Origin of the sequence: Sphingomonas sp. 37zxx, from assembly GCF_000786205.1 — a bacterium.
Classification (GTDB): domain Bacteria; phylum Pseudomonadota; class Alphaproteobacteria; order Sphingomonadales; family Sphingomonadaceae; genus Sphingomonas.
The window spans coordinates 145,558-172,172 of record NZ_JROH01000001.1 but is presented as its reverse complement, the minus strand read 5'-3'; the positions used below and the strand labels follow the sequence as shown (position 1 = coordinate 172,172).

The window sequence follows — 26,615 nt, the reverse complement described above, 5'->3', positions numbered from 1 at the left end:
TCCGATCAGGCGGCGGCGAAGCGCATCAGCTTGATCGCTTCCGAATTGGTCACTGCGCCGCCGACCCGCTTGGTGGCGTAGAAATGGACGAACGGCTTGTTGCTATAGGGGTCGCGCAGCACCGCGGTTTCGCCGCGCTCGGCGATCAGATAGCCGGCGCGGAAATTGCCGAACGCGATCGACAGGCTGTTGGCGGCGATGTCGGGCATGTCCTCGGCCTCGACCACCGGATAGCCGAGCAGACTGGCGGGCTGTCCGTTCGCCAGCCCCGGCGTCCACAGGAACGCGCCGTCGCTGGTCTTGAACTTGCGGATTCGCGCCATCGTGCTGGCATTCATCACCCATGTCGCGCCCTGCCGGTACGGCGCGCGCAGCGCATGGACCAGGTCGATCAGCCGGTCGCTCGGATTGGCCCCGAAATCGCCCGCCGCGCCGCTCGCCAGATGCTGGATCGTCCCGAACGGCCGCGTTGCATCGCCCACCGCCGATGTCGCCCCGGTCAGGAAGCCGCGCGGCTTGTCGACGCCATTGCCGCTCACGAACGCGCTGCCTTCGGCCTTGGCGAATTCCATCGCGATCTCGCCCGCCAGCCACGCCTCGACATCAAAGCCGGCATCGTCGAGCATCGTCTGGCTCGCCGCCGGATTGGCGAATAATTCGCCCATCGGCGGGGCGATTTCCTGAAACACCGGCGTCGCGGTTTCGGCGCGAGCGCCCGTCTGGCTCGCCCAGCCCGAAGGCGTGCCGCCGCTGGTCACCAGCTTGCGATAGCCCGCCGATCCCACCTGCACGACATTGGCGATTGCCCGGATCGGGCTTGCCGCCTTCAGCGTCGAATCGATCATCGCATCAAGTTCGCGCGGCACCGCAAAGCCGCCCTCGGCCCCCGTCACCCCGGTAAACGCCTTCATCTCCAGCCCGCCCGCGCCGCTGCGCAAGAACCCGGCAAACGCCGCGCTCGCCGCCGGTGCCTGTGCCCCGCTCAACAACGGCCGCGCCGTCGCCATCATCGCAAAATCGGTCATTCGCATTCCTTCCTTCGCCCAAAACAAAAAAGGGGCGCGCCACCCGGCACGCCCCTGCAAAACCCCAGCAATTTCGTTGCCGCCTTAGCTGTCCACCCGCGCCAGTCGCTGCATCGGCTGCGCCACCAAACTCACCTCGACCAGATCGAGCGACAGCAATTCGCGATACACGCCCTGCCGCACCGCCCGCGCGCGATAGCCGAACGACAGCCCGGTCAGCGCCCCCGCCGCCACCAGCGCGCCCAGTCGCGGCTCCTCGATCACCCCAGCCACCCGCAGCCCGCGCGAATCCTCCGCCACCGCCTCGACCCGCCCGACCACCGCGCCATGCTCCCACAGCAACGGCACCGCCCCCGCCCCGGCAAAGGCGCCCCGCCGAACCACATCCCCCCCCCGATCCGGACAATCAAACACCGCCGCATACCCAGCAAACTTCCTTCCCCCCTCCCGCTTGCGGGAGGGGTCGGGGGAGGGCATGTCACCGCCCTCGCCAACCCCCTCCCCCCTCACTTCACCCACCCCCCAAACCCCAACCGCACCGCCAGCCCCACCAGCAGCACCGCGCACGCCATCCGCGCGATCCACCCCACCACCGCGCGCGCCGCCGATCGCTTGGCATCGCGCCACGCCGCCAGCAGTTCGCGCAATTCGCCCATGTCCTTGGCCGCCGCTGAATCGCTCAGCCCCAGCCGATCGAGCGCGCGGCCCGCCGCAACCTCCCCCGCCTCCTCGGCGATCCCGCGCAGCGTCGCCACCGACGCGCCTTCATCCTGTGCCTGCCGCAACAGCTCGGCCAGCATCGCGCTCATTGCGCCACCCCCAGCATTTCGCGTTTCTCCTCATTGGTCAGGAAATCGGCGGCGCTCACCCGCGCCCACAATGCCGATCGGTCCTCGCTCAGCGCCGGCACCCGCTCCAGGTCCACGGTCAGGCTGGCATCGGCGAACCAGGGCCGCAGATCCTCGGCGATCGCGCCCAATATCTTGCCCGCCAACGGCAGCACCGCCTGGCGCCACAGCGCGCGATTGGCCTCGCGATAATTGGCATAGGCATTGTCGCCCGGCAGCCCCAGCAGCATCGGCGGCACGCCAAAGGCCAGCGCGATCTCGCGCGCCGCCGCCGCCTTCAGGCTCACGAAATCCATGTCGGCGGGCGTCATGCTGATCGGCTGCCATTTCAGGCCACCTTCCAGCAGCATCGGCCGCCCGGCATTGGTCGCCCCCTGAAACCCCGCGAGCATCTCGGCTTTCAGCCGCTCGAACTGGTCGGGGCTCAGCACCGCGCCGTCGCGATTGTCGTACACCAGCGCGCCCGATGGCCGCGCGGCATTGTCGAGCAGCGCCTTGTTCCAGCGGGTCGCGGCATTGTGGATCGCCACCGCGCCCGCCGCCGCGCCGATGCAGCCGAGGCCATAATGATCGTCGAGCGGGTGGAATCCGCGCACATGCACCACCCCCGGCCGCCCCGCGCCATCCTCGCCCAGCCGCACCGATCGCTCGCCGACGCGGTAGCGATAGGCGACCGGCCAGCCCTGTGCATCGACCTCGACCGACACCCGCTCGGGCCGAAGCGCGAACAATTCGATCACCTGACCCTGTGGGTCGCAGGTCACCTGCACGAAGCAATTGCCGTGCAGCAGCAATTGCGCCGCCAGCGTTTCGAGCAACGGCTGCCCCGCCGATCGCTCGGCCACGAGCGCCGCCAGCGCCGGATCGGACGCCGTCACCGGCACGCTCCCCACCGCCTCGGCCACCAGCCGCACCGCGCGCTGCGCCACCGGATTGGCGCAAAACCCCTCACGCACCTGTGCGTCATAGCCGCTGGGCCATTCGCCCAGCCGATGCCCTGGCGCACCCGCCAACACCGGACGCGAACCCTCGCGCCCGGCCTTCCTGCCGAACCATTTCATGTCGTTTCCTTGCCTTGTTGGCGCGCAGCGCGCGCGATCAGCCCAGGATCGCCTGGTTGTCCCGGCTACCGTGCAATATGCGGACGATCGTCACCCGGTCGGTGCGAACGCGATAGAGGATGATCAGCGTCCGCTCGAACGAGACGCTGCGATATTCGCCGCTTCCCAGCCGCGGCGTTCCCCGAAACGGAAACTCGGTCAGGCCTGCGCATTGATCCAGGATTCGCTTGAGGTAACCATCGGCGACATCGCTATCGGCCTGTTCGGCTACCCAAGTGCGAATCCGTTTGAGGTCGATCGCCGCCCGGCGCGAAAACTCCAGCGCGAACGCCACCTTATTCGGGCGATTCGCCGCGAGCGATCCGGAACGCCTCCTCCATCGAAACATAAAGCCGCGGATCGGCGTCGGCCTCGGCCACCTTCTCGCGCAGCCATGCGGTGAATTCGGGCGTCTCCATCGCGCGATCATCCTCGTCGAGCGCGTCGAGCCCGGCGCGCAACACCGCCTCGACCGACTCAAACCGTCCGCTGTCGACATGCGGCTGTGCCCGCGCACGCACCGCTTCGAGTTCCGCCGCCTGCTGGTCGATCTTCACCGGCTTGTTCATCGCGCTGCTCCCCGAGTCCCCCAATCCTACGCCCGCCCCCGTGCCCCCGCAACTCACACAACCCGCACCGCCGCCGCCGCGCGCGCCTCGACCATCAGCGCGTTCAGCGCCCACACGCACGCATCGGCGCGGTCGGGCGATCGGCCCGGCCCTTCATAGCCGCCCCCCACCGACAGACCGCATAACTCATCCTCCAGCGCCGCCAGTCCGCCGACATGGAACACCCGCCCGCTTTCATACAATGCCGCCACCGGCTCGGCGCGCGCCACCTTGCCCTTCGACGCATGCACCAGCCGCACCGGCAACAGCGAATGCGCGGCCTTGAGCACGTCGCGCACCATGTCGCCGCCCATATTGGCCTCGGCCACCACCAGATCGCCGCGATGCCGTTCGTAACACCCCACCACCGCGCGCGCCCAGCCTTGCGGCGAGCAGCCAGCGACGCTCGCATCCTCGATCACATAGCCATGCCCGTCGGTCCCCAGCCCCGCCGCGACGATCCCGCAGGCATCGCCGCCGGCGCTTGCGGGCGGATCGACCCCCACCACCACCCGCACCAGATCGGGCGCGGCGCGCACCCGGCATCGCTCGATCAGCGCGCGGGTCCATAATGCCCCCACCACATCGTCGAGCAATTCGCCGTCCAGCTCCTGCCGCCCCAGCCGCGAATCGCCATATTCGGCGATCATCGCGCCGACGAAACTCTTGGGCAGATGCGGATTGTCGCGCGTCCGCCCGCGCGTTTCCACCAGGTCGGGCATCGCCAGCAGCCGCCGCATCAGCCGGGTCGGGCGCGGCGTCGTCGTCACCAGGATGCGCGGCCTTGGCCCCAACCGCATTCCCATCGCCAGATTGTCCCACGCCGCCTCGCCGCCCGCGCCCCATTTGCCCAGCTCGTCGCACCAGGCCAGATCATGTTCGGGGCCACGCAGCTTTTCGGGCGAGGCGGCGGAAAACACCTGCGCCAATGCCCCCGATCCGAACTGCACCTCACGCAGCGACGATCGCCAGCTCACCGTCTCGCCGTCATGCGCCACGTTGATCAGCCCGCTTTGCCCCTCGATCATCACCTGCACCACTTCGTCAAAGGTCGCGCCGACCAGCGCGATCCGGGCCTGCGGATGGTTGCGCGCAAAATCGCTCACCCATTCGGCCCCCGCGCGCGTCTTGCCAAAGCCGCGCCCCGCGCGGATCAGCCACACCCGCCAGTCGCCCGGCGGTGCCAACTGGCCGGCATGCGCCCACATCCACCAGCGCTGGCTGATCTCACGCAACTGCTGCGTCGTCATGTTCGCCAGCAACCGATCGCGAAGTGGCCCGGCCAGCATCGCCAGCCGAACGATCTCGGCATCGGGCACCGCGCTCATTCGACCGCCTTCATCCGCTTAGCCAGCATATCGAGCTTCGCGTTCAGCACCGCATTGGTCTCGTCGCGGGTAGTGCCATGCGCCTTGCCGGCACTGCCCCGCGCCGATTTCTTCCCCGCGCCGGGACGCTCCAGACGATCCAGGCGATCCAGCAGATACATCGCCAATTTGGTCTCTTCGGCGCTCAGCGGCTGCAACGGCGGCTCCTGCGCCGCATCCTCGCCATCGCCGCTCACCGGCCCCTCGATCGTCAGCCGCTCGGCCGCCGCCAGCGCTTGTTCGAGCAGCCTTTCCTCCAGCCGGGGATAGGCCATGCGGATCGCTTCGCTCCAGGCAGCGGCAAAGCTCGGATCGCGCCACCGCAGCCGATACAATCCCCTGCGCGACATTCCCAACAGGCGCGCCGATCTGGCGACGTTGCAGCTATCGGCCAGCTCCTCCAGAAACGCCTGTTTTCGCTCCTCGCTCCATTCGTCCGCACGCAGCTTCGCTACCTGCAACGGGTATCGCCTGCCCGTCTTGATCCGTTCCTCGCCCATCATCCCCGCCCCAAATGAAAAGAGCCGGAAAGCGTCACCGCTCCGGCCCGACTCGCAATTCTTCAGCGTTCCTGTTATGTACCGAATGAGCGTGACGATGTCAAGCAAAATGTTCCCATTTGGTACGCGGGCGACCTGCCCCCGCTAAACAATCCGCGCCGGGCGGTTGACGCCGCCAGCCGCCGGCCCGACGATGTGCCCACCCCCCCATCAGGAACCCCCAGCGCGATGACCGCAACGCCCCCGCCGGTATCGCCGCCCACCCCAACCCCAGCCACCCCAGCCACCCCAGCCCCGCCGCTGCCCCCCGGCAAAGCCCGCATGGCGCTGTTCGGCCTGCTCGGCTTCTCCGCCGGGCTGCCCTTCTACATGTTCTCCACCGTCCTCGCGCTCCGGCTCCAGGCGCATGGCGTGGCTTTGGTCGTCATCGGCTTCTTCGCCTGGGTGCAATTGCTCCCCACCTTCAAATTCCTCTGGGCACCGTTGCTCGATCGCTACGACGTCCCCGGCTTCGCGCGCTTCTGGGGCAAAAGGCGCGGCTGGATCCTGCTGTCGCAGCTCGGCATCTTCACTGCGATGGTCGGCATGGCGCTCACCGCCGGCGACCAAAGCCTGGGGGTCACCGCCTTGTTCGCGGTGCTGCTGGCGTTCTGGACCACCACGCTCGAAGTCGCCGCCGATGCCTGGCGGATCGAGCTTGCGCCGACGCAGGATGAACAAGGCCCGATCGTCGCGGCGAACCTGTGGGGCTATCGCTCGGCGATGGTCGCGGCGGGCAGCGGCGCGCTGCTGATCGCCGATGCCAGCGGCTGGTCGGCGGCGTATCTCGGCATCGCCGCCGCCGCGATCGCGCCCTTCCCGCTGCTGCTGGCGACCGCGCCCGATCGCCCCGGCACGCGCGGGCGCTGGACCGCCCTTGCCCACGGGCTGACCGCGAGCGCCGCGATCCTCGCCCTGGTGCTGGTCGTCACCGCCGCGCTCGGCTGGGTCGTGCTCGAGGCCGCGTCGGCAGCGGGGATCGGCAGCCAGAGCAACGTCACCCCCTATGTGCTGGGCATCTGCATGCTGCCCTTCATCGCGATGGCGATCGCGCTGCCCAAAATCCGCCGCGCGCCACCCGACTCGCGCATCCGCCGATCGGCGGCGATCGGCCCCTATGTCGATTTCTTCTGGCGCTATGGCTTCGGCGCGATCGTGCTGCTGGGCTTCGTGTCGATCTATCGCATGGGCGACGTCCTCGCGCTCAACCTGTCGAAGCCGATGATCCGCGACCTCGGCTACACCCTCGTCCAGATCGGCCGCGCCGACAGCATCGTCGCGCTCGCCGCCAGCATCATCGGCGTCGGCGTCGGCGGCTTCATCGTCACGCGGTGGCCGATGGCATGGACGCTGGCGCTGGGCGCGGTGTTCGCCGCGATCGGCAATTTCGGCTTCGTCTGGCTGGCGTGGCAACCGCCGAGCGAGGCGTTGCTCTACATCGCCACCGGCGCGGACCAGTTCGGCAACGGCATGGCGGGCGCGATCTTCGTCGTCTATCTCTCGCTGCTGGTGAACCCGCGCTTCCCCGGTGCGCAATATGCCTTTCTGTCGGGCTTCGCCTTCCTGCTCCCCCGGCTGCTGTCGGGCGCGGGTGGCGCGATGGTCGGGACGATCGGCTATAACGGCTTTTTCGCGCTGTCGGGCATCGTCAGCCTAGCGGCGATCCCCTTCCTCCCCGCGCTGTCGCGTATCCGCCCGCGCGCATCGGATTTGCCCGCATGATCGAAGCCATCGCCGACCACGCCTTCGCCGCCGCCGCGCAAGCCGTTGCCGCCGGACGAATCCCCGGCGCGACGCTCGGCATCGTCACCGCCGATGGCCAGCGCGCGACTCGCCTCGCCGGCCTCGCCAGCCGCGTGCCGCACGAAATCCCGCTCACCGCCGATCACTGGTTCGACCTCGCCTCGCTGACCAAGGTGATCGCCACCACCACGATGGTCCTGCGGCTGGCCGACCAGGGCGCGCTCGATCTCGACGCCCCGCTTACCACCGCCATCCCCGACCTTCGCCAGTACGACGTCGCGGGTGCCGCCGAACGCCGCCTCACCTTCCGCGCCTGCCTCGCGCACAATACCCACCTGCCCGCGGTCGAGCCGATCTACACCTATGGCGACGATCCCGACCGGCTGCGCGCCTTCATCCTCCAGCGCGAATGGCGGCACGGCCCGCCGGTCTATTCGGACATCAACTATCTGTTGCTCGGCATCGCGATCGAGCGGCTGACCGGCGGCCCGCTCGACGCGCAGCCGCTGGGACCGGGCATAAGCTATGGCCCACCCCCCGGCCCCGCCGTCGCCACCGAACGCTGCAGCTGGCGCGGGCGGGTGTTGCAGGGCGAGGTCCACGACGAAAACTGCTTCGCGCTGGGCGGGCGCACCGGCCATGCCGGGCTGTTCGGCACCGTCACCGGCGTGCTCGATTTCGCAGGCGGCCTGCTCGACGGATCGGGCGCATCGCCCGCAATGCTGTCCGCGATCCGCACCCCCGTCACCGAACGGCGCACCTGCGGCTGGGAGCGGCGGTTCGACGGCTGGCCCGGCGGCAATGGCTGCTCAGCCGAGACGATCGGCCATACCGGCTTCACCGGCACCGGGCTGTGGATCGATTTCGCCCGCGGCATCGGCTGGACCTTGCTGACCAACCGGGTCCACCCCACCCGCCACGCCGACAGCGGCATCGTCGCGCTGCGTGCGGCAACGGGGGATGCGGTGGTCGCTGGGTTCGATGCCGCCACCGTTCGTGCTGAGTAGCGACCGAGTAGCCCGAAGGGCGTAGCGAGGGCGCGTATCGAAGCACCCGCGCGTGTGGCAGTCCTCCGATACGCGCCTCCGACAAGCTCGGCCGCTACTCAGGACGAACGAAAAGGCTCAAACGGCAGGACACCCCGCAGGCCTTGCCCGCAGCAAAGCCCGCCCCGCCCTTGCCCCTGTCGCCGCGCCATCCTCCAACGCCAGCACGCCGTTGACGAACAACGCCGTCACCCCAGCAGCCGGCAGCGCCGGGTTCACATAATCCGCACGCGGCGCATACTCCTCAGGATCGAACACCACCAAATCGGCGAAATACCCGGCGCGCAGATACCCGCGCCGCTCGATCCGATACATATCCGCCACCTTGCCGGTCGATCGCCGGATCATCGTCGCCAGGTCGATCACCCCGCGCTCGCGGACATATTCGGCGTATAGCCGGGGGAAGGTCGCATATTGGCGCGGATGCCCGTCCGATCCGTCGGATCCGGTCACCACCCAGGGCTGGCGCATGATCAGATCGATGTCACGATCGGCCATGTTGAACGACGCGACCGCGCTGCCCGCGGCGCCGGTGCCGCGCGGATTGGCGACGCGCAGGATTCGGATCGCCGCCTCGATCGGGTCGATCCCCCAGCTCTGCCCCATCTGCGCCAGCGTCCTGCCGGTCCAGGGCTGCCCCGCGCTGGTCAACAGCAAGCTGTCGGCCCCGCCCCGCCGCCGCAGATTCTCCGCCATCTCGCCCTTGATCCGCGCCAGCGTCGCGGGCGTGTCGAACCGCGCGATCATCGCCTTATAGCCGCCATCGACCGCCCAGCGCGGCACCAGCGAGGCATCGACGCTCGATCCCGATGCGTCCCACGGATATTGATCAGCGGTCACGTCGATCCCCGCCGCGCGCGCTGCCTCGATCTCGGCGATCAGTTGCGGGGCCTGGCCGTGGACGTCGACCCCCAGCGCCTTCAGATGTGCGAAATGCACCGGCATCTTCGCTTCGCGCCCGATGCGGATCGCCTCGCGCGTCGAACCGAGCAACCCGATGGTGTAGCTCGATTCATCGCGCTGATGCGTGTCGTACATCCCGCCGCGCGACCCCGCCTCGCGCGCCACCGCGATCACCTCCTCGGTCGTCGCAAAGCTCTGCGGCGCATAGAACAGCCCGGTCGAAAGCCCCAGCGCCCCCTCGCACATCGCCTTGGCCACCAGCGCCTGCTCCCGCGCCAGTTCGGCAGCCGTCGGCACGCGGTCGTCCTGCCCCAACACCGCCTCGCGCACCGCGCCGAACCCCACGAAGCGCGCGACATTGGTGCCGATCCCGCTCGCCTCCAGCCTGGCGGCATCGGCGGCGACATCGGGCGAACCGCCGCCATCGACGCCGTGGATGATCGTCGTCACCCCCTGCGCCAGCCACGGCAAATTGCGCCGCGCCACCGGATCGGCCGATCGGATATAGCTGTCGGGATGGGTATGCGGATCGATGAACCCCGGCGCGACGATCTTGCCCGCCGCGTCGATCACCCGCGCCGCCGCTGTCCCGCGCGAAGGCCCGACATAGACGATGCGGTCGCCGGCAATCTCGACATCGCCCACCGTCGCCGCATCCTCGCCACCCGAATAGAGCGTGCCGCCCCGGATCACGACATCGGCGCGCTGCCCGCTCCCGGCGCTCGCCGCGCATCCGGCCAGCGCCAGCGCCAGCGCCAGCATCGAAACCACAGCCCGCCGCATCATTGCTCGTCCCCCGGCACCAGCATCGTCCGCCCCCGCGCATCGGCATCCACCGCCCCGCGACTGAAGGGCAGCTTTAGCATTCGCCCGGTGATCCACGGCGCATAATGATCGCGGTAATGGAGCGATCGCGGGTCGGCCGATTGCCCCGGCAAATTCAGATACAGGCTGTTGTCCCAATCGCCGACATCGATCACCTGCAAATAGCTCGCCCCGCCCGACGTCCGATAGCCCCGGCTCGCCGCCACCCAGCGCGCATTGACGGTGTAATTATCCCCCGGTGACTGTCCCCCCTCGATCGCCGGAAACGCCGCCGCGATCGCCGGCAGCCGTGCCAGCGGATGCGCGATCCGCACCTGGTGTAGGCTCCCCCAGCGCCACCCCGCCGGGTCATCCCCCATCAGCCGCTTCGCCTCCTCCCAAGCCGCAACCAATGCGTCATCGAACAGCCCCGCCATGCCCGCACCGCGCGCGCGCAGCAGCCGGATCAACTCCCCCGCCGCGATCGAGGGCACCAGTTCGCGCGCCTGCGCCGGCACCACATGATCGAGCACACGCTTGCCCAGCCCCGCCCACAGGATCTGGAACAGCGCCCCCGCCGCGCTCCCGGCCCCCAATTGCCCGTCCCACCCGCGCAGCATCGCCGCCGCGGGCGTCGCCGCCGCGCTCACCTGCGCGGGGATCAGCGCCACCAGTTCGCGCGCCGGGGTCGACAGCACATCCTGCTGCAACGCCGCGCTGTCGGCGAGGCTATGCTTGCGCTGCCCCGTCAGCACCTGCACGATCCGGTCATAGCGATACGGCTCGCGAAACGAGAAGGCGAGCGGCACCCGATAATCGGCGGGCAGGTTGTTCTGATTGGCGGTCGCGAACCAACCCTTGGCGGGGTTGTACTCGCTCGGCAGCTTCTCCGCCCCGAACCGCCCCTGCCAGTCATAGCGCCCGTCGCCCGGCACCGGCAGCAACCCGTCATGCCCGCCGCCGCGCACCGGCGCATGGCCGATCACCTGCCAGCCATGATTGCCCTCGATATCGGCATAATGGAAATTGGTCGGCGAGGGATGCAGCTTGAAAGCTTCCTTCAGCCCCTCCCAATCGCGCGCCAGGTTGATCGCGATCATCGCAAACGCCCCCATCGCACCGGGCATCATCGTAACGCTCGCCAGCGACGTCGCCCGCCGCCTTGCCGGATCATGCAGCAACACCGGCCCATGCACGCAATAACGCAGCACCACCGTCCGCGCCGGCGCGCGCCTGGCAGCAATCACCTCCTCCACCCGCTCGAACCGCTTCCACCCGCCATCGTGGCGGTAGCGCTCAGGATCGGCGGGATCGAGCTCGAGGATGAACAAATCGCTCTGGTCGTTATGCGAATTGGTCCGCCCGAACGCAAAGCGGTCGGTGTGCCCCTGCATGATCCCCGCCAGCCCCGGCGCGCCGCCGCCGATCACGTCGAGCCCCGGCGCGGTCAGATGCGCGACATGGCGCGGGGCAAAGCCGCCGATCCCCAGATGCGGGTCGTTCGCCAATATCGCCCGCCCGGTGGCGCTTCGCCCCGGCGCGATCGTCCAGGCGTTGGACCCGGCATTCTCGCGCTCGATCCGCACGCCTGCAGGATCGCGCACCGGCGTCGGCGTGGTGCCGAACGGCAACGCGCCCTCAGCCTGCGCCAACACCCCCAGATCAGCCTCCGACACCCCGGCCACGTCGAGCCCCTCGGGCACCCGCAGCGTCCACGCCGGCCGCAGCGGCGCGACCAAGGTGTCGAGATCGAGCATCCCCATCGCCGCCAGCCGCGCGCGGCGGATCTCATCATCGACATTGCCGATCGCCGCCCCGCGCGCCAGCACCAGATCGCGCACGTCCCAGCGCAGCGGCAGCGCACCCAGGATGTGATATTCGGGCGGCAGCAGCGTGCGATCGGCGATCACCTCGTCGATCCGCGCATTGATCCCCGCGACATAGCCCCGCGCGCATTCCAGCACCTCGCGCGGCACCACCGCCAGCTCGGCCTCGAGGTCGCCGCGAAAATGGAAAAGCCGCTCGGCATGGTCGTGGACCGCGAAGTCAGGCCCGAATGCCTCGGCCATCCGCCCCATGCTGCGCCGATGGCTCAGGTCGAGCTGGAACAGCCGATCGCGCGCGACGACATAGCCCTGGCCGAAAAACGCATCGGGCTTGGTGCCAGCGCGAATATGCGGAATGCCTTGCGAATCGTCGATAATCTCGATCGGCCCGCCCGCCCCGCGCACCGTCCGCCGCGCGACCGGCCCCGCCTGCCCCCCCGCCTGCCCCCCAGCCTGCCCCCCAGCCTGCCCCCATGCCGCGCCCGCCAGCGGCAGCAGCGCGACCATCGCCGAAGTGCCACCCAGAAAGCGGCGGCGATCGAACTTCATGCTGTTCTCCCAAAGCGGCCGTCCCGGCCACCGGCACCAAGCTATCGCATCCAGCCGCCGCAGCGTATCGCACCTATGCGCCGGGTCATGCCGTCGGGCTATGGCGCGCAACTATCGTTCACCAAAGGCGTGATTTTTGTAGCGTCCATGCCCTCAGGCTATGGCGGGGGCAACGTATAGAAGCCTCCCTCGGCTTGACGCGCTTCGCGCGCACCCTGCACTATCCGCACGGTCGTTAACCGCAGCCGATGACGACATGATGACGAACGGGAGGGCTGCCCGCACCCAAGGACATATCCGGGGCGGCAGCAGGCAGCAGCGGGGAGTCAGGCGATCGGCCTGTCATGCCCGCAAAAGGATCAGGGGGATTTCAATGCTTACCAACCGCGCACTTTCCGTTCGCATCGCGACCCAGGCCAGCCTCGCCGCGCTCGCGCTCGCCGGCCTGATGCCCGCCGCCGCGCAGGCGCAGACCATGCCCGCCGACACCCAGAGCGAAGCCGCCGAACCGGCACCCGACGGCACCGAAGTCGTCGTCACCGGCTCGCGAATCATCCGCGACGGGTTTCAGTCGCCGACACCGCTGACGGTGCTGACCGAGCAGGAAATCGCCGCCGGGTCGCCGTCGAACAATATCGCCGATTTCGTCAACACATTGCCGTCGCTGGCGGGCTCGACTCGCCCGGCCAATTCGCGGCTCAACATCTCCAGCGGCCAGGCAGGGATCAACGCGCTCAGCCTGCGCAATCTGGGGGCGGAGCGCACGTTGATCCTGGTCAACGGTCGCCGCTCGGTCGGCTCGACGATCACCGGGCTGGTCGACATCAACACCATTCCCCAGGCGCTGATCTCCAGCGTCGAAGTGGTCACCGGCGGCGCATCGGCGGCCTATGGCTCCGATGCGGTCGCGGGCGTCGTCAACTTCGCGCTGAACAACCGCTATGAAGGGCTGAAGGTCGAGGCCGACAGCGGCATCACCCAATATGGCGATGGCGCGAACTATTCGATCAACGTCGCCGGCGGCATGGCTTTTGCCGGCGGGCGCGGCCACATCCTGCTCAGCGGCGAAGTCGCGCATCGCGACGGCATCTTCGATGTCGATCGCGACTGGAACCAGACCGGCTTTGTCCGAATCACCAACCCCGCCTACACCGCCACCAACGGCACGCCGCAATTCCTGATCCGCAGGCAGGTCGGTGCGGCGAACTCGACGCCCGGCGGGCTGATCACCAATTCGGCGGGGCCAGCCGGCGCGAACACCTTGCGCGGCATTTATTTCACCGATGGCGGGGCGATCAACCGCTTCACCTATGGTGCGCTCACCTTCCCCAGCTCCACCGGTGCCGCAGTACCCGCGCTCACCCAGGGCGGATCATGGCAGGTCAATGATTCGGGTCGCCGCATCGGCCTCGATCCGCAGGACGACCGCTATGGCCTGTTCGGGCGAGTCAGCTTCGAGGTCACCGACGCGATCGAGCTTTATGCCGAAGGCGCGTATAACCGGCAGGAAGTGCTCTTCAACGCCGGCCCAAATCTATCGACCGGGGTCGTGCTGAACGCCACCGGCTGTACCCAGATTCCGGTGCCCACCACCTGCAATGCGTTTCTGCTCAACACGCTGGGCGCGGCACAGCTTCAGGGCATTACCAGCGTGACCCTCGGCACCACCTTCGCCGACCTGCCGTTTCGCGCGATCAACAACGAACGCGAAGTGCAGCGCTACCTGGTCGGCGCGCAGGGCGAATTCGATGCTTTCGGCAAGACCGCACGCTGGGACATTTACGGCCAATATGGCCGCGCCGATGTCCGCGAGCAGCTTCGCAATATCCAGAACAACGCGAACATGAACGCCGCGCGCGACGCGGTGTTCGCGCCTGCCGGCAGCGGGTTCCCCACCGGATCGATCCAGTGCCTGATCAACGTCGATGCCAATCCCGCGAACAACAATCCGGCCTGCGTGCCGCTCAATCGCCTCGGCACCAATGTCGCCAATCCGGCGGCGGTCTCGTTCGTGCTCGGCGATCCCTATCGCGACCAGACGCTTGAGCAGACCGTGATCGGCGGCAATTTTTCGGCCACGCCGTTCGCCACCTGGGCGGGTGATGTCAGCATCGCGATCGGTGCCGAATATCGCAAGGAACAGGTGACCGGATTCGTCCCCGATGAATTCCAGCCGGTGCCGATCGTCACCAACGGCAATGTCACCGGCGCCACCAATCGCTGGTCGGTGGGCAATTACCTGCCAAGCTCGGGCAGCTTCGATGTCAAGGAAGCCTATCTCGAAACGGTGATCCCGCTCGGCCTCGGCCTCGAATTCAACGGCGCGGTGCGCGCGACCGATTATTCGACCGCGGGCTATGTCACCACCTGGAAGGCGGGGGCCACCTGGCAGCCGATCGACGATATCCGCCTTCGCGTCACGCGCTCGCGCGACATTCGCGCGCCCAATCTGAACGATCTGTTCCAGGCGGGAACCGCCAACAGCGATGCGGTCACCAACCCCGGCTTTATCACCGGCACCAGCCCGTCCTTCGTCGCTGCGGGCCAGCCGCCGCAAGCGGGCTATTCCTTTTCGGGGTTCGCCACCGGCAACCCCGAATTGGGGCCGGAAAAGAGCGACCAATGGAATATCGGCGCGGTGTTTTCGCCCAGCTTCGTGCCGGGCTTCAACCTGTCGGTCGACTATTTCGACATCGATGTCGGTGAAGGGATCAGCACCTTCAACGCGCAATCGATCGTCAATCTGTGCTTCCTGGGCGAGGCACAGTTCTGCGACGCGATCAGTGTCGATGCCTCGCGCACCCAGACCCCGGCACAGCCCTATCTCATCATCCGCAGCCAGCCGTTCAACGCCGCCAGCCAGCAGGTGCGCGGCCTCGACTTCGACGCATCCTATCAATTGCCGCTCGACCGGCTGTTCGCCAATGCGCCGGGCAATTTCACGTTGCGCGGCCTGGTCACCCATTATCTCGAAAATCGCTTCGACAGCGGCGTCCCCAATACGGTCGTGGTCGACACCACCGGGGTGAATGGTGGACAGGCGAGCACGCCCAGCTGGATCTACCGCGCCAGCGCTTCGTACACCTCGGACGATTTCGGCATCACCGCGATCGGACGCGGGGTCAGCTCGGGCAAATATGTCGCCAACGGCATCGAATGCCAGACGACCTGCCCGACCTCGACGGTCAATGCGCCCACCTATGAAAGCAACCAGATCGACGGTGCATTCTATGTCGATCTGAATGTGACGCAGAAATTCGGTTTCGGCGGTGATGCGCGCGGCGAGTTTTTCGTCAACGTCACCAACCTGCTGAACGCCGATCCGATCCTGCTGCCCGAAACCGGGCTTGCCGCCAACAGCACCTATTCGGACCTGTTGGGCCGCACCTTCCGCATCGGCATCCGCGTGCAGACGCGCTGACCTTGCGCCCCCGCGCCAGCCACCCCGGCTGGCGCGAGGGGGGCTCAGCCGCCGCGCTTGCCGGTGACGGTATAATCGATCCGAATGCTAACCCACGCCCCAACCATCTCCCGCCCACCAACCCGCGGGGGTCGCACCCGGAATTGCCACGCCGCCTGCCGCACCGCGCCGGCCAGCCGCGATCCGCGCGGGAAATCGCCCAGTTCGCGGCAGTCCTCGACCCGGTAATTCGGCGCGGTGCGGCACGCGATCAGGCCCCATCCTTCCTGCTGCCGCTCGGGCATATAGGTCGATAATTGTGCGTTGGTCGGGCGGGTATGCCATTCGGCGGCATAGAGCGGCTCGCCATTCGGCCCGCTGCCCTCGGCCAGCGCGCTGTCGCCGGGCATCCGGCTGCTCCGCCCCGGCGTCAGCGACGGGGTGCCCGATGGGGCATCGGCGACGCGCGGTTCGCCCTTGGGCAGCGCGGTGCTGGTATATTGCTCGCGCGTCAGCCATATCACCCGCGACGGCAATTTCACCTCGGGCGGCGGGGCCGGCGGAGTCGGCGGCGGATCGACGGGTGCCACCGTCGGGTCGGGCGGCGGCGGCGCGACTTCGCCCGCGCTGGCTTCGTCGCTATCCTCGGCTTTGGTAGCCGTCGGCGGCGCGTCCTCCGCGCCGGCGGCGACATCGAACGTCGTCAGCGACGTTGCCGGCACCAGCTCGGGGGCAAAGCGCGGTGCCAGCGCCAGGAACAGCAGCACCAGCAGCGCCTCTGCCGCCAGCGCCAGCAGCAAGGGCGGCCCGCGCCGGCGAAGTGCCTCGCGCCACCGCGCGGCCAGGGAAGGATCGGTCGTCGAACGCATCGCGGAACTCAAGGACCGCCGCGAAGCACGGCTCGTCGTTCCCCGATCCTATAGGCAATTTCACCGGCAGCGATAGCCGGGCGGTGGCCCAGGGCGGCGGGCTGCCGTCAATTCGCCGGATAGCTCACCCCCAACTGGTCGAGATAGGTTTTGTACTTTTTGGGGTTGTAGTAATAAGGCTTCATCGCCGGGCGCATCCGCTCCATGATCGCCTGGTTCAGGTGGATCGCGGGCTTGTCCTCAGCAGTGACCACAGGGTCGTATTTCTGGTCCTTGAGCTGCACCTCGGTGAAAAAGGTCTTGGCCTCCTGCACCAATTGCGGCGACGTCATCAGGTCGATCACCGTCATCGAAACCGCCTTGGCCCCCGAAACCACGCCCTTATGCGCCACCGGCGTCGCCATCGCGATGGCCGCCAGCACATTATGGCCGATCAGGTTCGGGATGTTCGACGGATAGCCCACCGTGATCGTCGGCACCGTCCACATGATGTCGCCGATATCGTCCGATCCGCCCCCCATAGACCGCGGGCGCGTATCGGGGGTCGATAGCGGCATCACCTCGGTAGAAAGCGGCTTGGGCGTGCGACCGTTGGTGACCTGTACCGACTTGGCAAAGGCCTGGTCGCCCGCCGACCAGCTTGGCATGCCCACCGCCTTGATGTTCGCCCATGCCGCCTCGGCAAGCGGCTTGTTGCCGAAATTGGGGGCGGCATAGCCCAGCAAACGGTGCTCGACCGTGGTGCCCGTGCCCATCGCCGCCGCCTTGGAAATTTCGGTCCCGGTCTCATACAGCTTGCGGACGCTGGCAAAGTCCTGGTCGCGGAAATAATACCAGACGGTCGCCTTGTCGGGCACGATGTTGGGCTGGCCGCCACCTTCGGTGATCACATAGTGCGACCGCTGCGTGACGGGCAGATGCTCGCGCCGCATGTTCCAGGCAATGTCCATCAGCTCGACCGCGTCGAGCGCGCTTCGCCCTTCCCAGGGCTGCCCCGCCGAATGCGCGGTCTTGCCCTTGAAGCTATATTCGGCCGAAACCAGCGCGTTGTTGCCCATATTGCCCCATCCGGTGCCGAACTCGGTGCTGACATGGGTGAAGATGCAGGCATCGACATCCTTGAACAGCCCCTCGCGCACATAAAAGGCCTTGGTCGCGAGCAGTTCTTCGGCAACGCCGGGCCACAGCATCAGCCGGCCGGGGATCTTGTTCTTCTGCATCACCTGCTTGGCGGCGATGGCGGCGGCGATCACCAGCGGCATCCCCGAATTATGCCCCTCGCCATGCCCCGGCGCGCCCTCGACCATCGGCTTCAGCGTCGGCGATCCCGGCATCTGGCTCAACCCCAGCAACCCGTCGACATCCGATCCCAGCGCGATCAGCGGCCCGCCGCTGCCCCAGGTCGCGGTCCAGGCGGTGGGGATTCCCGCCACCCCCTTGGTGATCGTAAAGCCGTTCTTGGCCAGGATGTCGGTCAGATATTCCATCGTCTGGAATTCCTGAAACCCAGGCTCGGCGAAGCTGAAGACAGAATCGACCATCTCCTGCACCAGCTTGGCCTGCGCCTCGACCCCGGCGGCGGCCTCGGCCTTCAGCGCGTCGTTGGTGGGCGCGGATTGGGCATAAGCGGCCATCGGCGCGGTCGTCAGCGCCGGCACCAGCGCAGCCGCGATCAAGCGTGAAATCGGCGAAAACATACGGTCTCTCCCTGGTTTCGTCATCAGAACGCAAAGCGCATGCCCAGCCGGTACACCCGGCCGAGAAAGTCATAGAGGTTGCGGTTGGTCTGCGGATATGCCGGCGTATTGTTGCCCGTCGGGCCATTGCCCACCAGCACCGGATCGGTATCGAGGATGTTACGAACCGACAGGAACGCCTGCAGCTTGGCTCCCTGCACTTCGAACGCATAGTTCGCAGCGAAATCGAGATAGAAGGCCCCGGCGATCTGATTGTCGTTGATCGTGCGGTTCTGCACCGTCGATGGCGGGCAGGTCGTCTGACATTCGATGAAGTCGTTGTTATACACGCCGCCGGACAAGCCGCGCCCGGTCAGTTGCAGGCCGACCCCGTCCTTGTCGTATGCGGCGGTCAGACGATAGGTCCAATCCGGCGTGTTGCCGCTATTCTGCCCCGCCGCTTCGGTCGGAAAATCGACGCCATTGTCGGTGTAGAGGCTCAGATAATGCGTCGCCAGCGCGCGCAACGTCATCTGCCCGCCCCCAAGTGGCCGGCGATAGCTCGCCTCGAAATCAAGCCCTTCGGATTTGACGCCGACGAAGTTGAACGGCGTCAGCCGGATGCCGGTGATCGCCGCGCCTGCCTGGGTGCCCCCAACGCCTGCCGTGGTCGTGATGTTCTGGCAGGCATCGGCATTGGCCTGTTCATAGCAAAGATCGACCGTCGTCTGCGCGGTATAGTTGCTGATCGCCCCGCTCAGGTCGATATTGTAATAGTCGACCGAAGCCGCGAAGCCGGGCACGAAGCTGGGGGTGAAGATGACACCCGCACCATAGGTCTTGGCAATTTCCGGCGCGAGTTGGGGGTTGCCCACCGTCTGCTCCAGAAACTGGTCGGCACGGAATGCGCCGCCCGCCAACGGCACGTTGACGGTGTTGGTGCGCGCGGTGCCTGGCGCGAACAATTCGCCAAGGTTGGGCGCGCGAATGTCGCGCGAAACCGTCCCGCGCAGCCGGAAATCGCTGATCGGTTGCCAGGTCAGGCCCACTTTCCAGGTGCTGACGCTGCCCGAGGTCGAATAGTTGGTCAGGCGATAGGCACCGTTCAGATCGGCCCCTTTGAACAGCGGGAACACCGTTTCCAGATAGCCTTCATAGACCGAGAATTCGCCCTCGGTGACCAGGTAATTGCCGTACAGCCAGCCTGAGTTGAACTGCGGATCGACCGTGCCGGTCACCGATTCCCGCCGCGCTTCGGCCCCGAAGGCGATCGACACCGGCCCCTGCCAATTGTCGAACAAGCGCTTGGTCGAAAAATTGAGCGCCGCCACGGTCTGTTTCAGCGTCTGTTCGCGCAGCGGCTGGTTGCCGTCGTTGAAGATGTAATCAAGCGCGCCCTGGGTGACGCCGCCCACGCCGACACGGTTGATCGGGACACAGCCATTGCCCGGATTGGTCAGCGTCGATCGGCAGGTGATCGTGCCCGGCGCAATTCCCGCAGCATTGCCCGCCGGCGCGAACACCGCATCGGTCGCCAATGCCATCCGCGCCGTGTTCCAGGTATTGGTCAGCAATTCGTCGACCTTGGCAACGCCGCGCTGGACATAGGCGTCCCAGCGCCAGTCGCGGCCGATCGCGGCGAATTCGCCCTCGACCCCGCCGACGACGCGAAACACGTCGCGCGTGTTGTTGCTCCCCTGCGCCGGGATGCCCGCATTGCTGGTGCCGATCGCCACGGTGTTGACCCGCGTATTGCCCGGCGTCGCGTTATACGCATTCACCTGGTTGATGAACGCGGTCGGCAGATAGGCGTTGATCAGCCCGCCATTGGCGGCGCTGGGCGCGACTTGCAGCGTCACCCCGGTCGATGGCGTCTGCTGGTAAAAGCTGTTGCCCTCATAATGGGCATAGCTGCCGGTCAGGAACAGCGTCGCCTCGGGCATCACCTCATATTCCACCCGGCCGAAGATGCTCGAACGATCCTCGTCGGGGATCAGCGTATTGGTGCCGATATGGTTTTCGCGCGTGATCAGATAGTCGCCGCCGACCATCCACTGGCCGTTGGTCGGCCCGAACTGCAACTGGTTCAGGCTTGGGCCACCCGCCCCGATCGTCCCGAAATAGGTGCCGCGAAACGGGCCGGTGCTGATGAGGCCCCCCGGCGTGAATTGCGACGTGCCGATGCCGCCCTGCACCAGCCGCGCCGGCTGGCCGTTGGTCGGCGTATAGGCGGGGTTGTCGATCTGGAAAAAGCCGGCCTGGTTCCAGTCGCGATTGATCGTGTGCTCGCCCTTCTGGGTGAATGCCTCGGCGCTGACGATCACATGCCCGCGACCATCGGCAAAGGGCATGCCGCCGGTCAGCGATATCTTGTGGTTCGGCCCGTCCGAATAAGTGGTGACGCCATATTCATAATCGCCCTTCAGCCCGGTGAAGTCGCGATCGAGGATGAAGTTGATGACGCCCGATACCGCGTCCGAACCATAGGCCGACGATGCACCGCCGGTAACCACTTCGATCCGCTCGATCAGCGCCTGGGGGAAGGTGTTCACATCGACGATGCCGGTCGTCGACGATGCCACCGATCGCTGCCCGTCGAACAACACCAGCGTGCGATTGGCGCCCAGCGATCGCAGGTTCACCGATGCGATGCCGGCAAGCCCGTTCGACAGCGACCCCGATGAATTGCTCGCGGTCGAACTGCCGCGCACCGATGGCAGCGTATTGACGAAATCGGCGATGTTGGCCGGGGCCTCGGTCCGCAATTCCTTGGCGCTGATGATGCTCACCGGGGTCGGCGCGTTGTATCCGTCGCGCTCGATCCGCGATCCGGTGATGGTGATCTGCCCATCGTCCTGCGCCGCCGCCGCCGCGCCGTCGTCGCTATCGGCCAGCAGGTCGGGCTTGCCCCCCGGCGAATTGACCGTTTCGCCGTCCCCCGGCGATGATTTGCCGGGACCGCTATTGGTCTGATCGTCCGCCAGCGGCGTCGATGCGGTCTGAAACGTCTCGGTCTGCGCTGCGGCGACCTGCGCGGTCAGGCATAGCGCCATGGCCACCCCTGCACCCAGCAGGCGACGATAACGGCGGTGAAGCGATACGACGTCGACCTGCACGGCGACGCTGCGCGAAAATTGCATATGGGACCCCCTTGAACGTGCGTTGCCTTGGGCGTTCCTCTCCCGGCGTTTCGCTTTTCTTGGTTCCCTGCATCTTCACGCGCCGGCTGTTTTTTGCCGCTCGGCTATCATGTCGATTGTTGTACCCTAACAGCACCCGCGTGGGGGTTTCCGGCAATTTTTACCCTGTTTAAAGGTCCATATTGACTGATTCCGTCACAACGCCCCATTGCGACGCAGCTTTCGTGCATGTTACACTGTTACAGCGCCTAGAACCGATGGCGCGACATGGCGAGTCGCGACTTCGCGCATCAGAAAGCTGCTGCGAACCCGCGCGACATGCGGCAGCGTCGACAATTCCTTGCGATAGACCCGGTCATAATCGTCGAACGATTTGACGTGGACCATCATCACGAAATCAATGTCGCCCGATACAAAGCTGCAAAACGACATTGACGGGCATTTGACCACCGCCGCTTCGAATTCGTTGAGTACCTGTTCGGCCTGGCTGCTCAATTCGATCTGCACCAGCACGCCGATGCTGAAGCCCAGCTTCGCCATATCGACATCGGCGGTATAGCCCTGAATGATTCCCCGCTCTTCCAACAGCTTGCGCCGGCGGGCGGTCGCGGTGCTCGACAGATGCACCCGTTCCCCCAGCGCGACATCGGATGCGCGGCCATCCTTCACCAGCTCACGCAGGATTCGAAAATCGGTAAAGTTCAACTCGTTGGTGTCGGTTTCCGGCAATGAACGTCTCCTGCGCGCAGGATATTGGCGCATTTCCCACCGAAACTGCTGGCGATTGCCGGAAAGCGCAACACCGATCATGCTAGCGTCACGCGATCGAACCAGGGGGAAGCGCACATGCAGATGAAATGGTGGATGACGGCGGCTGCCACGGCGATGATCGGCGCGCTATCGGCGCACGCACAAACCGGCCAGAACGCGCCGACCGGGCAGGCCGCGCCCACCCTGCTGCCGGTGCGCGCCAACCCCGCCGATGGCCGCGTCCTCTTCACGCTTCCCGCCCCCGATGCCGATGGCGTGTCGGGCCGCTATCTCTATGCCACCGCGCTGCGTACCGGGCTCGGCTCGGCTGACCTTCGCCTCGATCGCGGGATGCTCGGCGGCGAACAGATCATCGCGTTTCGCCGGATCGGCAAGAAGGTCGCGGTCACCTTCGAAAACCACAAATTCCGCGCCACCGGCGATGCCAAGGTCGCCGAAGGCGGACGCACCAGCTTTCCCTTCAGCATCGTCGCGATGCTCGACATCGTCGACAGCACCAGCGGCCCCTTGGTGGTCGACATGGCCCCCTTCCTCACTCGCGATGTCATCGGCATCGCCGACACGCTCAATCGCGGCGCACCCGCCGGGGGCAGTCCCGGCGGTGCGGGTGGCGGCGGTGGCGGCGGACGCGGCTTTCGCCTTGCCGAAGGATTGAGCGCGGTCGATCCCACCTCGGTCAAAGCCTTTCCCGACAATATCGAAATCGACGCGCTCCAGACCTATCAGACCGATACGCCGGGGCGCGAGGTCGAACGGCTGGTGCCCGAACCGCGCCAGACCAGCTTCGTCGTCCACCACAGCTTCATCCGCCTGCCTGCCCCCGGCTATGTCCCGCGCGCGTTCGACATCCGCTCGGCGGCGGGCGGCAACCAATATTATGATTATGGCACCCCGCTCGGCGCGCCGGTGGTACAGCAAGTCGCCAACCGCTTCCGCCTCGAAAAGACCGATCCCTCGGCACCGCGCTCGCCGGTCAAGAAACCGATCGTCTTTTACATCGACCGCGCCGCCCCCGAACCGATCCGCACCGCGCTGATGGAGGGGGTGAACTACTGGACCCGCGCGTTCGACGAAGCCGGGCTGGTCGGTGCCTTCCGCGCCGAATTGCTGCCCCAGGACGCCGATCCGCTCGACGTCCGCTACAACATGGTCAACTGGTCGAACCGGCTGACCCGCGGCTGGTCCTATGGCGGCGGCATCGTCGATCCGCGCACCGGCGAGATCGTCAAGGGCAATGTCGTCATCGGCGCGCTTCGCGTGCGGCAGGATATGATCATCTTCGAAGGGCTGGTCGGCACCGCGGGCAATGGCAGCGGCGGCCCCCAGGATCCGGTACGCGCCGCGCTCGATCGAATCCGCCAATTGGGCGCGCACGAAGTCGGCCACGCGATCGGCATCATGCATAATTTCGCCGCCAGCACGCAGGAGCGCGCCTCGGTGATGGACTATCCCGGCCCCCGGCTGAAGCTCACCGGCGGGCAGATCGACCTGTCCGATGCCTATGCCCCGCCCGGCGGCAAATGGGACGCCTTCACCGTCGACTGGCTCTATGCCGATCCCGCCCCCGGCATCGATCCCGACACCGCCGCCCGCGCCAAGGCCAAGGCGGCGATGGACGGCGGCATGCGCTTTATCACCGATGTCGATGGCCGCTCGGCCGATGCCGCCAGCCCCTGGGGCAGCATGTGGGACGATGGTGCCGACCCGGTCGCGCATCTTCGCCAGACGCTGGCGGTACGCAGCGTCGCGCTCAACAATTTCGGCCCCGGCGTGTTGCGACAGGACGAGCCGCTGTCGAACCTGCGCCGCAAATTCGTCCCCGTCTGGCTGCTCCATCGCTATGCCGCCGATGCGGCGGGCAAGCTGATCGGCGGGATCGACTATAGCTATGCGGTGGCAGGCGACGGCCAGCCCCCCGCCATCCCGGTTGCCGCCGACGTGCAATTGGCGGCGATCGACGCGATGCTCGCGACCCTGGCGACCGACACGCTGACGGTGCCCGCGGCGCTGGTGATGCCGCTGTCGTCGGCCACCACCGCGCGCGACGATCCGCAATATACCCAGGAAATCTTCCGCACCTCGGGCGCCGCCGCCTTCGATCCCCTGGTCGCCGCCGATGTCGCCGCGCAAGTCACGCTCGGCTCGCTGCTCGCCCCCGCACGCCTCGCGCGCATGGTCGAACAGCATCGCCGCGACGCATCGCTCCCCGGCCTCGACACCTTGTTCGACCGGATCGAAGCCGCCGCAATCGCCCCGCGCCAGGATGCGGTCGGTCGCCGCATCGCCTTCCGCACCGTCATGAGCATGGCCCGAGCCGGCCGCGATCCGATGGCCTCCCCCGAAGTGGCGGCGGCGATCGGCGACCGGCTGCAACGCCTCGCGACCAGCTTTACCCAGCGCGGATCGGGCGAGGATGCCGCCTGGCGCCGCCACCTGGCGGCATTGCTCGCCGATGACGAGCGGCTCCAGCGCGAGCTCGACAAGATGCCCGCTACTCCGCCGGTGCCGCCGGGCATGCCGATCGGCGACACCGGCTGGTTCGGCGACTGATCAACCGCAAAACGCCATCCTGCCGTTGCAACGGCGGGATGGCCCCGGCGCTACCGCACCAACAGATAATGCATCCGCGCCGCCGCGATCGGCTTGTCGCGCGAATCCTGCCACGCCACCGCCTCGACATTGGCGATCCGCGTACCCAGCCGCGTGACCGTGCCCGCCGCGCGCGTCGGCTTCTCGCGCCCGCCGCGCATGAAATCGATCGTGACGTTCACCGGCTTCACCCGCGCGGCATCCTTGCCCAGCGCTTCGGTCAGCGCGACGATCGCCGCCATTTCGAGCAGCCCACCCAGCGCGCCGCCATGGACGAACCCGGGCCGCCCCAGCACTTCGGGGGTGAAGGGCATCACCAGCTCGGTCGCCGCACCCGGCTCGCGCTCGGCGATAATCCCCAGCAATTGCGCATAGGGCGGCAGCGTCATTTGCCCGCCTCGGTAGCCGTGCCTACCTCGGTAAACATAAACGTCCCCGCGACATGCGCCAGCGGGTCATCAGGGTCGCCGTCATGCGCCTGCCCGCGCACGAACGCGATGCTGCGCGTCAGCCGATAGCATTCGCCGCGCCCGATCACCGTCCGCCCCGGTGTCGCGGGTCGCAGATAATCGATCCGCAGGTCAAGCGTCGCTTGCGGCACGAACTGCCCGCGCTTCAGCCAGATCGCGACGCTGGTCGCCATGTCCATCAGCGTCAGGATCGGTCCCGACGCGATCACCCCGGTGGTGACGTCACCGATCAGCCGCTCGTCATAGGGCAGCGTCAGCTCGGCCCAATCCTCGCCATGCGCGCGGTATCCGATCCCCACCGCCGCGCCGTGACCGCCCACGCGCGCTTCGAAAAAACGGGCCGGATCGAACTGGAAGTCTGGCGCGATGCTCATGCAGCGCCCCTTAGCGCGCGATCGCGGCAGCGCCAACCGAACCTCGAATCGGCGGCGGCGAACAGCGGCATGGCACGGCGGGTATCGGCCATCGTTACGAAGCTACTCGCTTGTCCGGCCTTATGACGTCATAAGCCCTCACCCAACCGACGGAGCCCAAGGATGAGCGAGCAGCGCGTTACGACCATGATCGAGGGCGGGATCGCCGATGTGCGGTTGTCACGACCCGAAAAGATGAACGCGCTCGATCCCCAGATGTTCGCCGCCCTCGCCGGCACCATCCTTCGCCTGGGCGAAACGCCGGGCTTGCGCTGTGTGGTGCTGTCGGGCGAGGGGCGCGCCTTTTGCGCCGGGCTCGACATGGCCAGCATGGCGACCGGCGGCTCGGGCGCATCGCTCGAAGCGCGCAATTGCGGCGGCGACAGCAATTTGTATCAGCAGGCCGCTTGGGGCTGGCGCACCCTGCCCGTGCCGGTGATCGCCGCGGTGCATGGCATCGCGTTCGGCGGCGGTTTCCAGGTGATGGGCGGGGCCGACATCCGCATCTGTGCGCCCGCCACCCGCTTGTCGATCATGGAGCTGAAATGGGGCATCGTGCCCGACATGGCGGGCTTTGCGCTGTGGCGGACGATCGTGCGCGACGATGTGCTGCGCGAACTGGTCTATACCGCCCGCGAATTCGATGCCGCCGAAGCGCTGGCGCATGGCTTTGTCACCCGCCTTGCCGATGATCCGCACGCTGCCGCCATGGACCTCGCGCGCCAGATCGCCGCGCGGCATCCGCAGGCGGTGCGCGCCGCCAAACGGCTCGCCAACCTCGCCGCCGACGCCGCCCCCGCCACCATTCTGCGCGCCGAAAGCGAAGAACAGGCCCGGCTGATGCGCACCCCCAACCAGCTTGAAGCGGTCCGCGCAAACATGGCAGACCGAGTACCCGTCTTCACCGACTGATCCAGCCTGAAGGATTT

21 protein-coding genes are annotated in these 26,615 nt (G+C 67.1%); 5 read left to right on the top strand and 16 right to left on the bottom strand.

The genetic code is table 11. The features are described 5' to 3' along the window. Window positions 1-5 precede the first annotated feature (5 nt). The 8 genes from QU44_RS00820 to QU44_RS17285 all read right to left on the bottom strand — a co-directional run bounded on the left by QU44_RS00820 (window position 6) and on the right by QU44_RS17285 (window position 5,448). Window positions 6-1,025 (bottom strand): phage major capsid protein, encoded by a 1,020-nt coding sequence (locus tag QU44_RS00820; RefSeq protein ID WP_231621562.1) that lies wholly within the window; start codon window positions 1,023-1,025, stop codon window positions 6-8. Between the two features lie 84 nt (window positions 1,026-1,109). Next, the gene (locus tag QU44_RS00815; protein ID WP_052134190.1) at window positions 1,110-1,502 is read right to left on the bottom strand and encodes an HK97 family phage prohead protease; all 393 of its coding nucleotides are present in this window, start codon (window positions 1,500-1,502) and stop codon (window positions 1,110-1,112) included. Window positions 1,503-1,531: 29 nt separating this feature from the next. Then, window positions 1,532-1,834, bottom strand: a complete 303-nt coding sequence (locus QU44_RS00810; protein WP_033919476.1) for a DUF6127 family protein — start codon at window positions 1,832-1,834, stop codon at window positions 1,532-1,534. Continuing rightward, window positions 1,831-2,934, bottom strand: a complete 1,104-nt coding sequence (locus QU44_RS00805) for a phage portal protein (protein WP_033919474.1) — start codon at window positions 2,932-2,934, stop codon at window positions 1,831-1,833. Before QU44_RS00805 ends, QU44_RS00810 begins: the two co-directional genes overlap by 4 nt. 37 nt (window positions 2,935-2,971) lie before the next feature. Beyond that, window positions 2,972-3,268, bottom strand: coding sequence for a type II toxin-antitoxin system RelE/ParE family toxin (locus QU44_RS17610; protein ID WP_033919473.1), 297 nt, complete (start codon window positions 3,266-3,268; stop codon window positions 2,972-2,974). Window position 3,269: 1 nt separating this feature from the next. After that, a complete protein-coding gene (locus QU44_RS18070) occupies window positions 3,270-3,542 on the bottom strand; it encodes a hypothetical protein (protein WP_033919472.1) in 273 nt (90 codons plus the stop codon). Between the two features lie 53 nt (window positions 3,543-3,595). Then, the gene (locus QU44_RS00790) at window positions 3,596-4,909 is read right to left on the bottom strand and encodes a phage terminase large subunit family protein (protein ID WP_033919471.1); all 1,314 of its coding nucleotides are present in this window, start codon (window positions 4,907-4,909) and stop codon (window positions 3,596-3,598) included. Further along, the gene (locus QU44_RS17285) at window positions 4,906-5,448 is read right to left on the bottom strand and encodes a hypothetical protein (RefSeq protein WP_197054200.1); all 543 of its coding nucleotides are present in this window, start codon (window positions 5,446-5,448) and stop codon (window positions 4,906-4,908) included. The genes QU44_RS00790 and QU44_RS17285 overlap by 4 nt, the downstream gene beginning before the upstream one ends. 228 nt (window positions 5,449-5,676) lie before the next feature. On the opposite strand from QU44_RS17285, the gene QU44_RS00780 reads away from it, so the two are divergent. Both QU44_RS00780 and QU44_RS00775 read left to right on the top strand, forming a co-directional pair. Beyond that, complete coding sequence (locus tag QU44_RS00780) at window positions 5,677-7,209, top strand: permease (protein ID WP_231621561.1); 1,533 nt, start codon at window positions 5,677-5,679, stop codon at window positions 7,207-7,209. Then, complete coding sequence (locus QU44_RS00775) at window positions 7,206-8,237, top strand: serine hydrolase domain-containing protein (RefSeq protein ID WP_156140839.1); 1,032 nt, start codon at window positions 7,206-7,208, stop codon at window positions 8,235-8,237. The genes QU44_RS00780 and QU44_RS00775 overlap by 4 nt, the downstream gene beginning before the upstream one ends. A 117-nt stretch (window positions 8,238-8,354) precedes the next feature. Here QU44_RS00775 and QU44_RS00770 read toward each other — a convergent pair whose 3' ends face one another. Both QU44_RS00770 and QU44_RS00765 read right to left on the bottom strand, forming a co-directional pair. Next, window positions 8,355-9,965, bottom strand: coding sequence for an N-acyl-D-amino-acid deacylase family protein (locus QU44_RS00770; protein ID WP_443018060.1), 1,611 nt, complete (start codon window positions 9,963-9,965; stop codon window positions 8,355-8,357). Further along, window positions 9,962-12,358, bottom strand: a complete 2,397-nt coding sequence (locus QU44_RS00765; protein WP_081987772.1) for a penicillin acylase family protein — start codon at window positions 12,356-12,358, stop codon at window positions 9,962-9,964. The genes QU44_RS00770 and QU44_RS00765 overlap by 4 nt, the downstream gene beginning before the upstream one ends. Window positions 12,359-12,731: 373 nt before the next feature. On the opposite strand from QU44_RS00765, the gene QU44_RS00760 reads away from it, so the two are divergent. Continuing rightward, window positions 12,732-15,779: a TonB-dependent receptor plug domain-containing protein gene (locus tag QU44_RS00760; RefSeq protein WP_033919468.1), complete on the top strand. Its 3,048-nt coding sequence runs from the start codon at window positions 12,732-12,734 to the stop codon at window positions 15,777-15,779. A gap of 44 nt (window positions 15,780-15,823) precedes the next feature. On the opposite strand, the gene QU44_RS00755 is transcribed toward QU44_RS00760, so the two are convergent. The 4 genes from QU44_RS00755 to QU44_RS00740 form a co-directional block, all read right to left on the bottom strand. Further along, entirely contained in the window at window positions 15,824-16,627 is an 804-nt protein-coding gene (locus QU44_RS00755; protein ID WP_052134188.1) for a hypothetical protein, read from the bottom strand. Between the two features lie 107 nt (window positions 16,628-16,734). Next, on the bottom strand, window positions 16,735-18,324 hold the full coding sequence (locus QU44_RS00750; RefSeq protein ID WP_033919467.1) for an amidohydrolase: 1,590 nt from the start codon (window positions 18,322-18,324) through the stop codon (window positions 16,735-16,737). Window positions 18,325-18,347: 23 nt separating this feature from the next. Further along, entirely contained in the window at window positions 18,348-21,443 is a 3,096-nt protein-coding gene (locus QU44_RS00745) for a TonB-dependent receptor plug domain-containing protein (protein WP_231621560.1), read from the bottom strand. A 231-nt stretch (window positions 21,444-21,674) separates the two neighbouring features. Continuing rightward, window positions 21,675-22,253, bottom strand: coding sequence for an Lrp/AsnC family transcriptional regulator (locus QU44_RS00740; RefSeq protein ID WP_231621559.1), 579 nt, complete (start codon window positions 22,251-22,253; stop codon window positions 21,675-21,677). 36 nt (window positions 22,254-22,289) lie between these two features. Here QU44_RS00740 and QU44_RS00735 point away from each other — a divergent pair, with 36 nt between their 5' ends. Then, window positions 22,290-24,764, top strand: a complete 2,475-nt coding sequence (locus QU44_RS00735; protein ID WP_033919588.1) for a zinc-dependent metalloprotease — start codon at window positions 22,290-22,292, stop codon at window positions 24,762-24,764. A 50-nt stretch (window positions 24,765-24,814) separates the two neighbouring features. Here QU44_RS00735 and QU44_RS00730 read toward each other — a convergent pair whose 3' ends face one another. Continuing rightward, window positions 24,815-25,192, bottom strand: coding sequence for a PaaI family thioesterase (locus QU44_RS00730; protein WP_033919465.1), 378 nt, complete (start codon window positions 25,190-25,192; stop codon window positions 24,815-24,817). After that, on the bottom strand, window positions 25,189-25,647 hold the full coding sequence (locus QU44_RS00725) for a PaaI family thioesterase (protein ID WP_033919463.1): 459 nt from the start codon (window positions 25,645-25,647) through the stop codon (window positions 25,189-25,191). Before QU44_RS00725 ends, QU44_RS00730 begins: the two co-directional genes overlap by 4 nt. A 162-nt stretch (window positions 25,648-25,809) precedes the next feature. On the opposite strand from QU44_RS00725, the gene QU44_RS00720 reads away from it, so the two are divergent. Beyond that, complete coding sequence (locus QU44_RS00720) at window positions 25,810-26,598, top strand: crotonase/enoyl-CoA hydratase family protein (RefSeq protein ID WP_033919462.1); 789 nt, start codon at window positions 25,810-25,812, stop codon at window positions 26,596-26,598. The last annotated feature ends 17 nt before the right edge of the window (window positions 26,599-26,615 follow it).

What these genes read in the sequence shown, in the direction of transcription:
- QU44_RS00820 (WP_231621562.1), bottom strand. Translation starts at nt 1,025, where the DNA reads ATGACCGATTTTGCGATGATGGCGACGGCGCGGCCGTTGTTGAGCGGG.
- QU44_RS00815 (WP_052134190.1), bottom strand. Translation starts at nt 1,502, where the DNA reads ATGCCCTCCCCCGACCCCTCCCGCAAGCGGGAGGGGGGAAGGAAGTTT.
- QU44_RS00810 (WP_033919476.1), bottom strand. Translation starts at nt 1,834, where the DNA reads ATGAGCGCGATGCTGGCCGAGCTGTTGCGGCAGGCACAGGATGAAGGC.
- QU44_RS00805 (WP_033919474.1), bottom strand. Translation starts at nt 2,934, where the DNA reads ATGAAATGGTTCGGCAGGAAGGCCGGGCGCGAGGGTTCGCGTCCGGTG.
- QU44_RS18070 (WP_033919472.1), bottom strand. Translation starts at nt 3,542, where the DNA reads ATGAACAAGCCGGTGAAGATCGACCAGCAGGCGGCGGAACTCGAAGCG.
- QU44_RS00790 (WP_033919471.1), bottom strand. Translation starts at nt 4,909, where the DNA reads ATGAGCGCGGTGCCCGATGCCGAGATCGTTCGGCTGGCGATGCTGGCC.
- QU44_RS17285 (WP_197054200.1), bottom strand. Translation starts at nt 5,448, where the DNA reads ATGGGCGAGGAACGGATCAAGACGGGCAGGCGATACCCGTTGCAGGTA.
- QU44_RS00780 (WP_231621561.1), top strand. Translation starts at nt 5,677, where the DNA reads ATGACCGCAACGCCCCCGCCGGTATCGCCGCCCACCCCAACCCCAGCC.
- QU44_RS00775 (WP_156140839.1), top strand. Translation starts at nt 7,206, where the DNA reads ATGATCGAAGCCATCGCCGACCACGCCTTCGCCGCCGCCGCGCAAGCC.
- QU44_RS00770 (WP_443018060.1), bottom strand. Translation starts at nt 9,965, where the DNA reads ATGATGCGGCGGGCTGTGGTTTCGATGCTGGCGCTGGCGCTGGCGCTG.
- QU44_RS00765 (WP_081987772.1), bottom strand. Translation starts at nt 12,358, where the DNA reads ATGAAGTTCGATCGCCGCCGCTTTCTGGGTGGCACTTCGGCGATGGTC.
- QU44_RS00760 (WP_033919468.1), top strand. Translation starts at nt 12,732, where the DNA reads ATGCTTACCAACCGCGCACTTTCCGTTCGCATCGCGACCCAGGCCAGC.
- QU44_RS00755 (WP_052134188.1), bottom strand. Translation starts at nt 16,627, where the DNA reads ATGCGTTCGACGACCGATCCTTCCCTGGCCGCGCGGTGGCGCGAGGCA.
- QU44_RS00750 (WP_033919467.1), bottom strand. Translation starts at nt 18,324, where the DNA reads ATGTTTTCGCCGATTTCACGCTTGATCGCGGCTGCGCTGGTGCCGGCG.
- QU44_RS00745 (WP_231621560.1), bottom strand. Translation starts at nt 21,443, where the DNA reads ATGCAATTTTCGCGCAGCGTCGCCGTGCAGGTCGACGTCGTATCGCTT.
- QU44_RS00740 (WP_231621559.1), bottom strand. Translation starts at nt 22,253, where the DNA reads ATGATCGGTGTTGCGCTTTCCGGCAATCGCCAGCAGTTTCGGTGGGAA.
- QU44_RS00735 (WP_033919588.1), top strand. Translation starts at nt 22,290, where the DNA reads ATGCAGATGAAATGGTGGATGACGGCGGCTGCCACGGCGATGATCGGC.
- QU44_RS00730 (WP_033919465.1), bottom strand. Translation starts at nt 25,192, where the DNA reads ATGACGCTGCCGCCCTATGCGCAATTGCTGGGGATTATCGCCGAGCGC.
- QU44_RS00725 (WP_033919463.1), bottom strand. Translation starts at nt 25,647, where the DNA reads ATGAGCATCGCGCCAGACTTCCAGTTCGATCCGGCCCGTTTTTTCGAA.
- QU44_RS00720 (WP_033919462.1), top strand. Translation starts at nt 25,810, where the DNA reads ATGAGCGAGCAGCGCGTTACGACCATGATCGAGGGCGGGATCGCCGAT.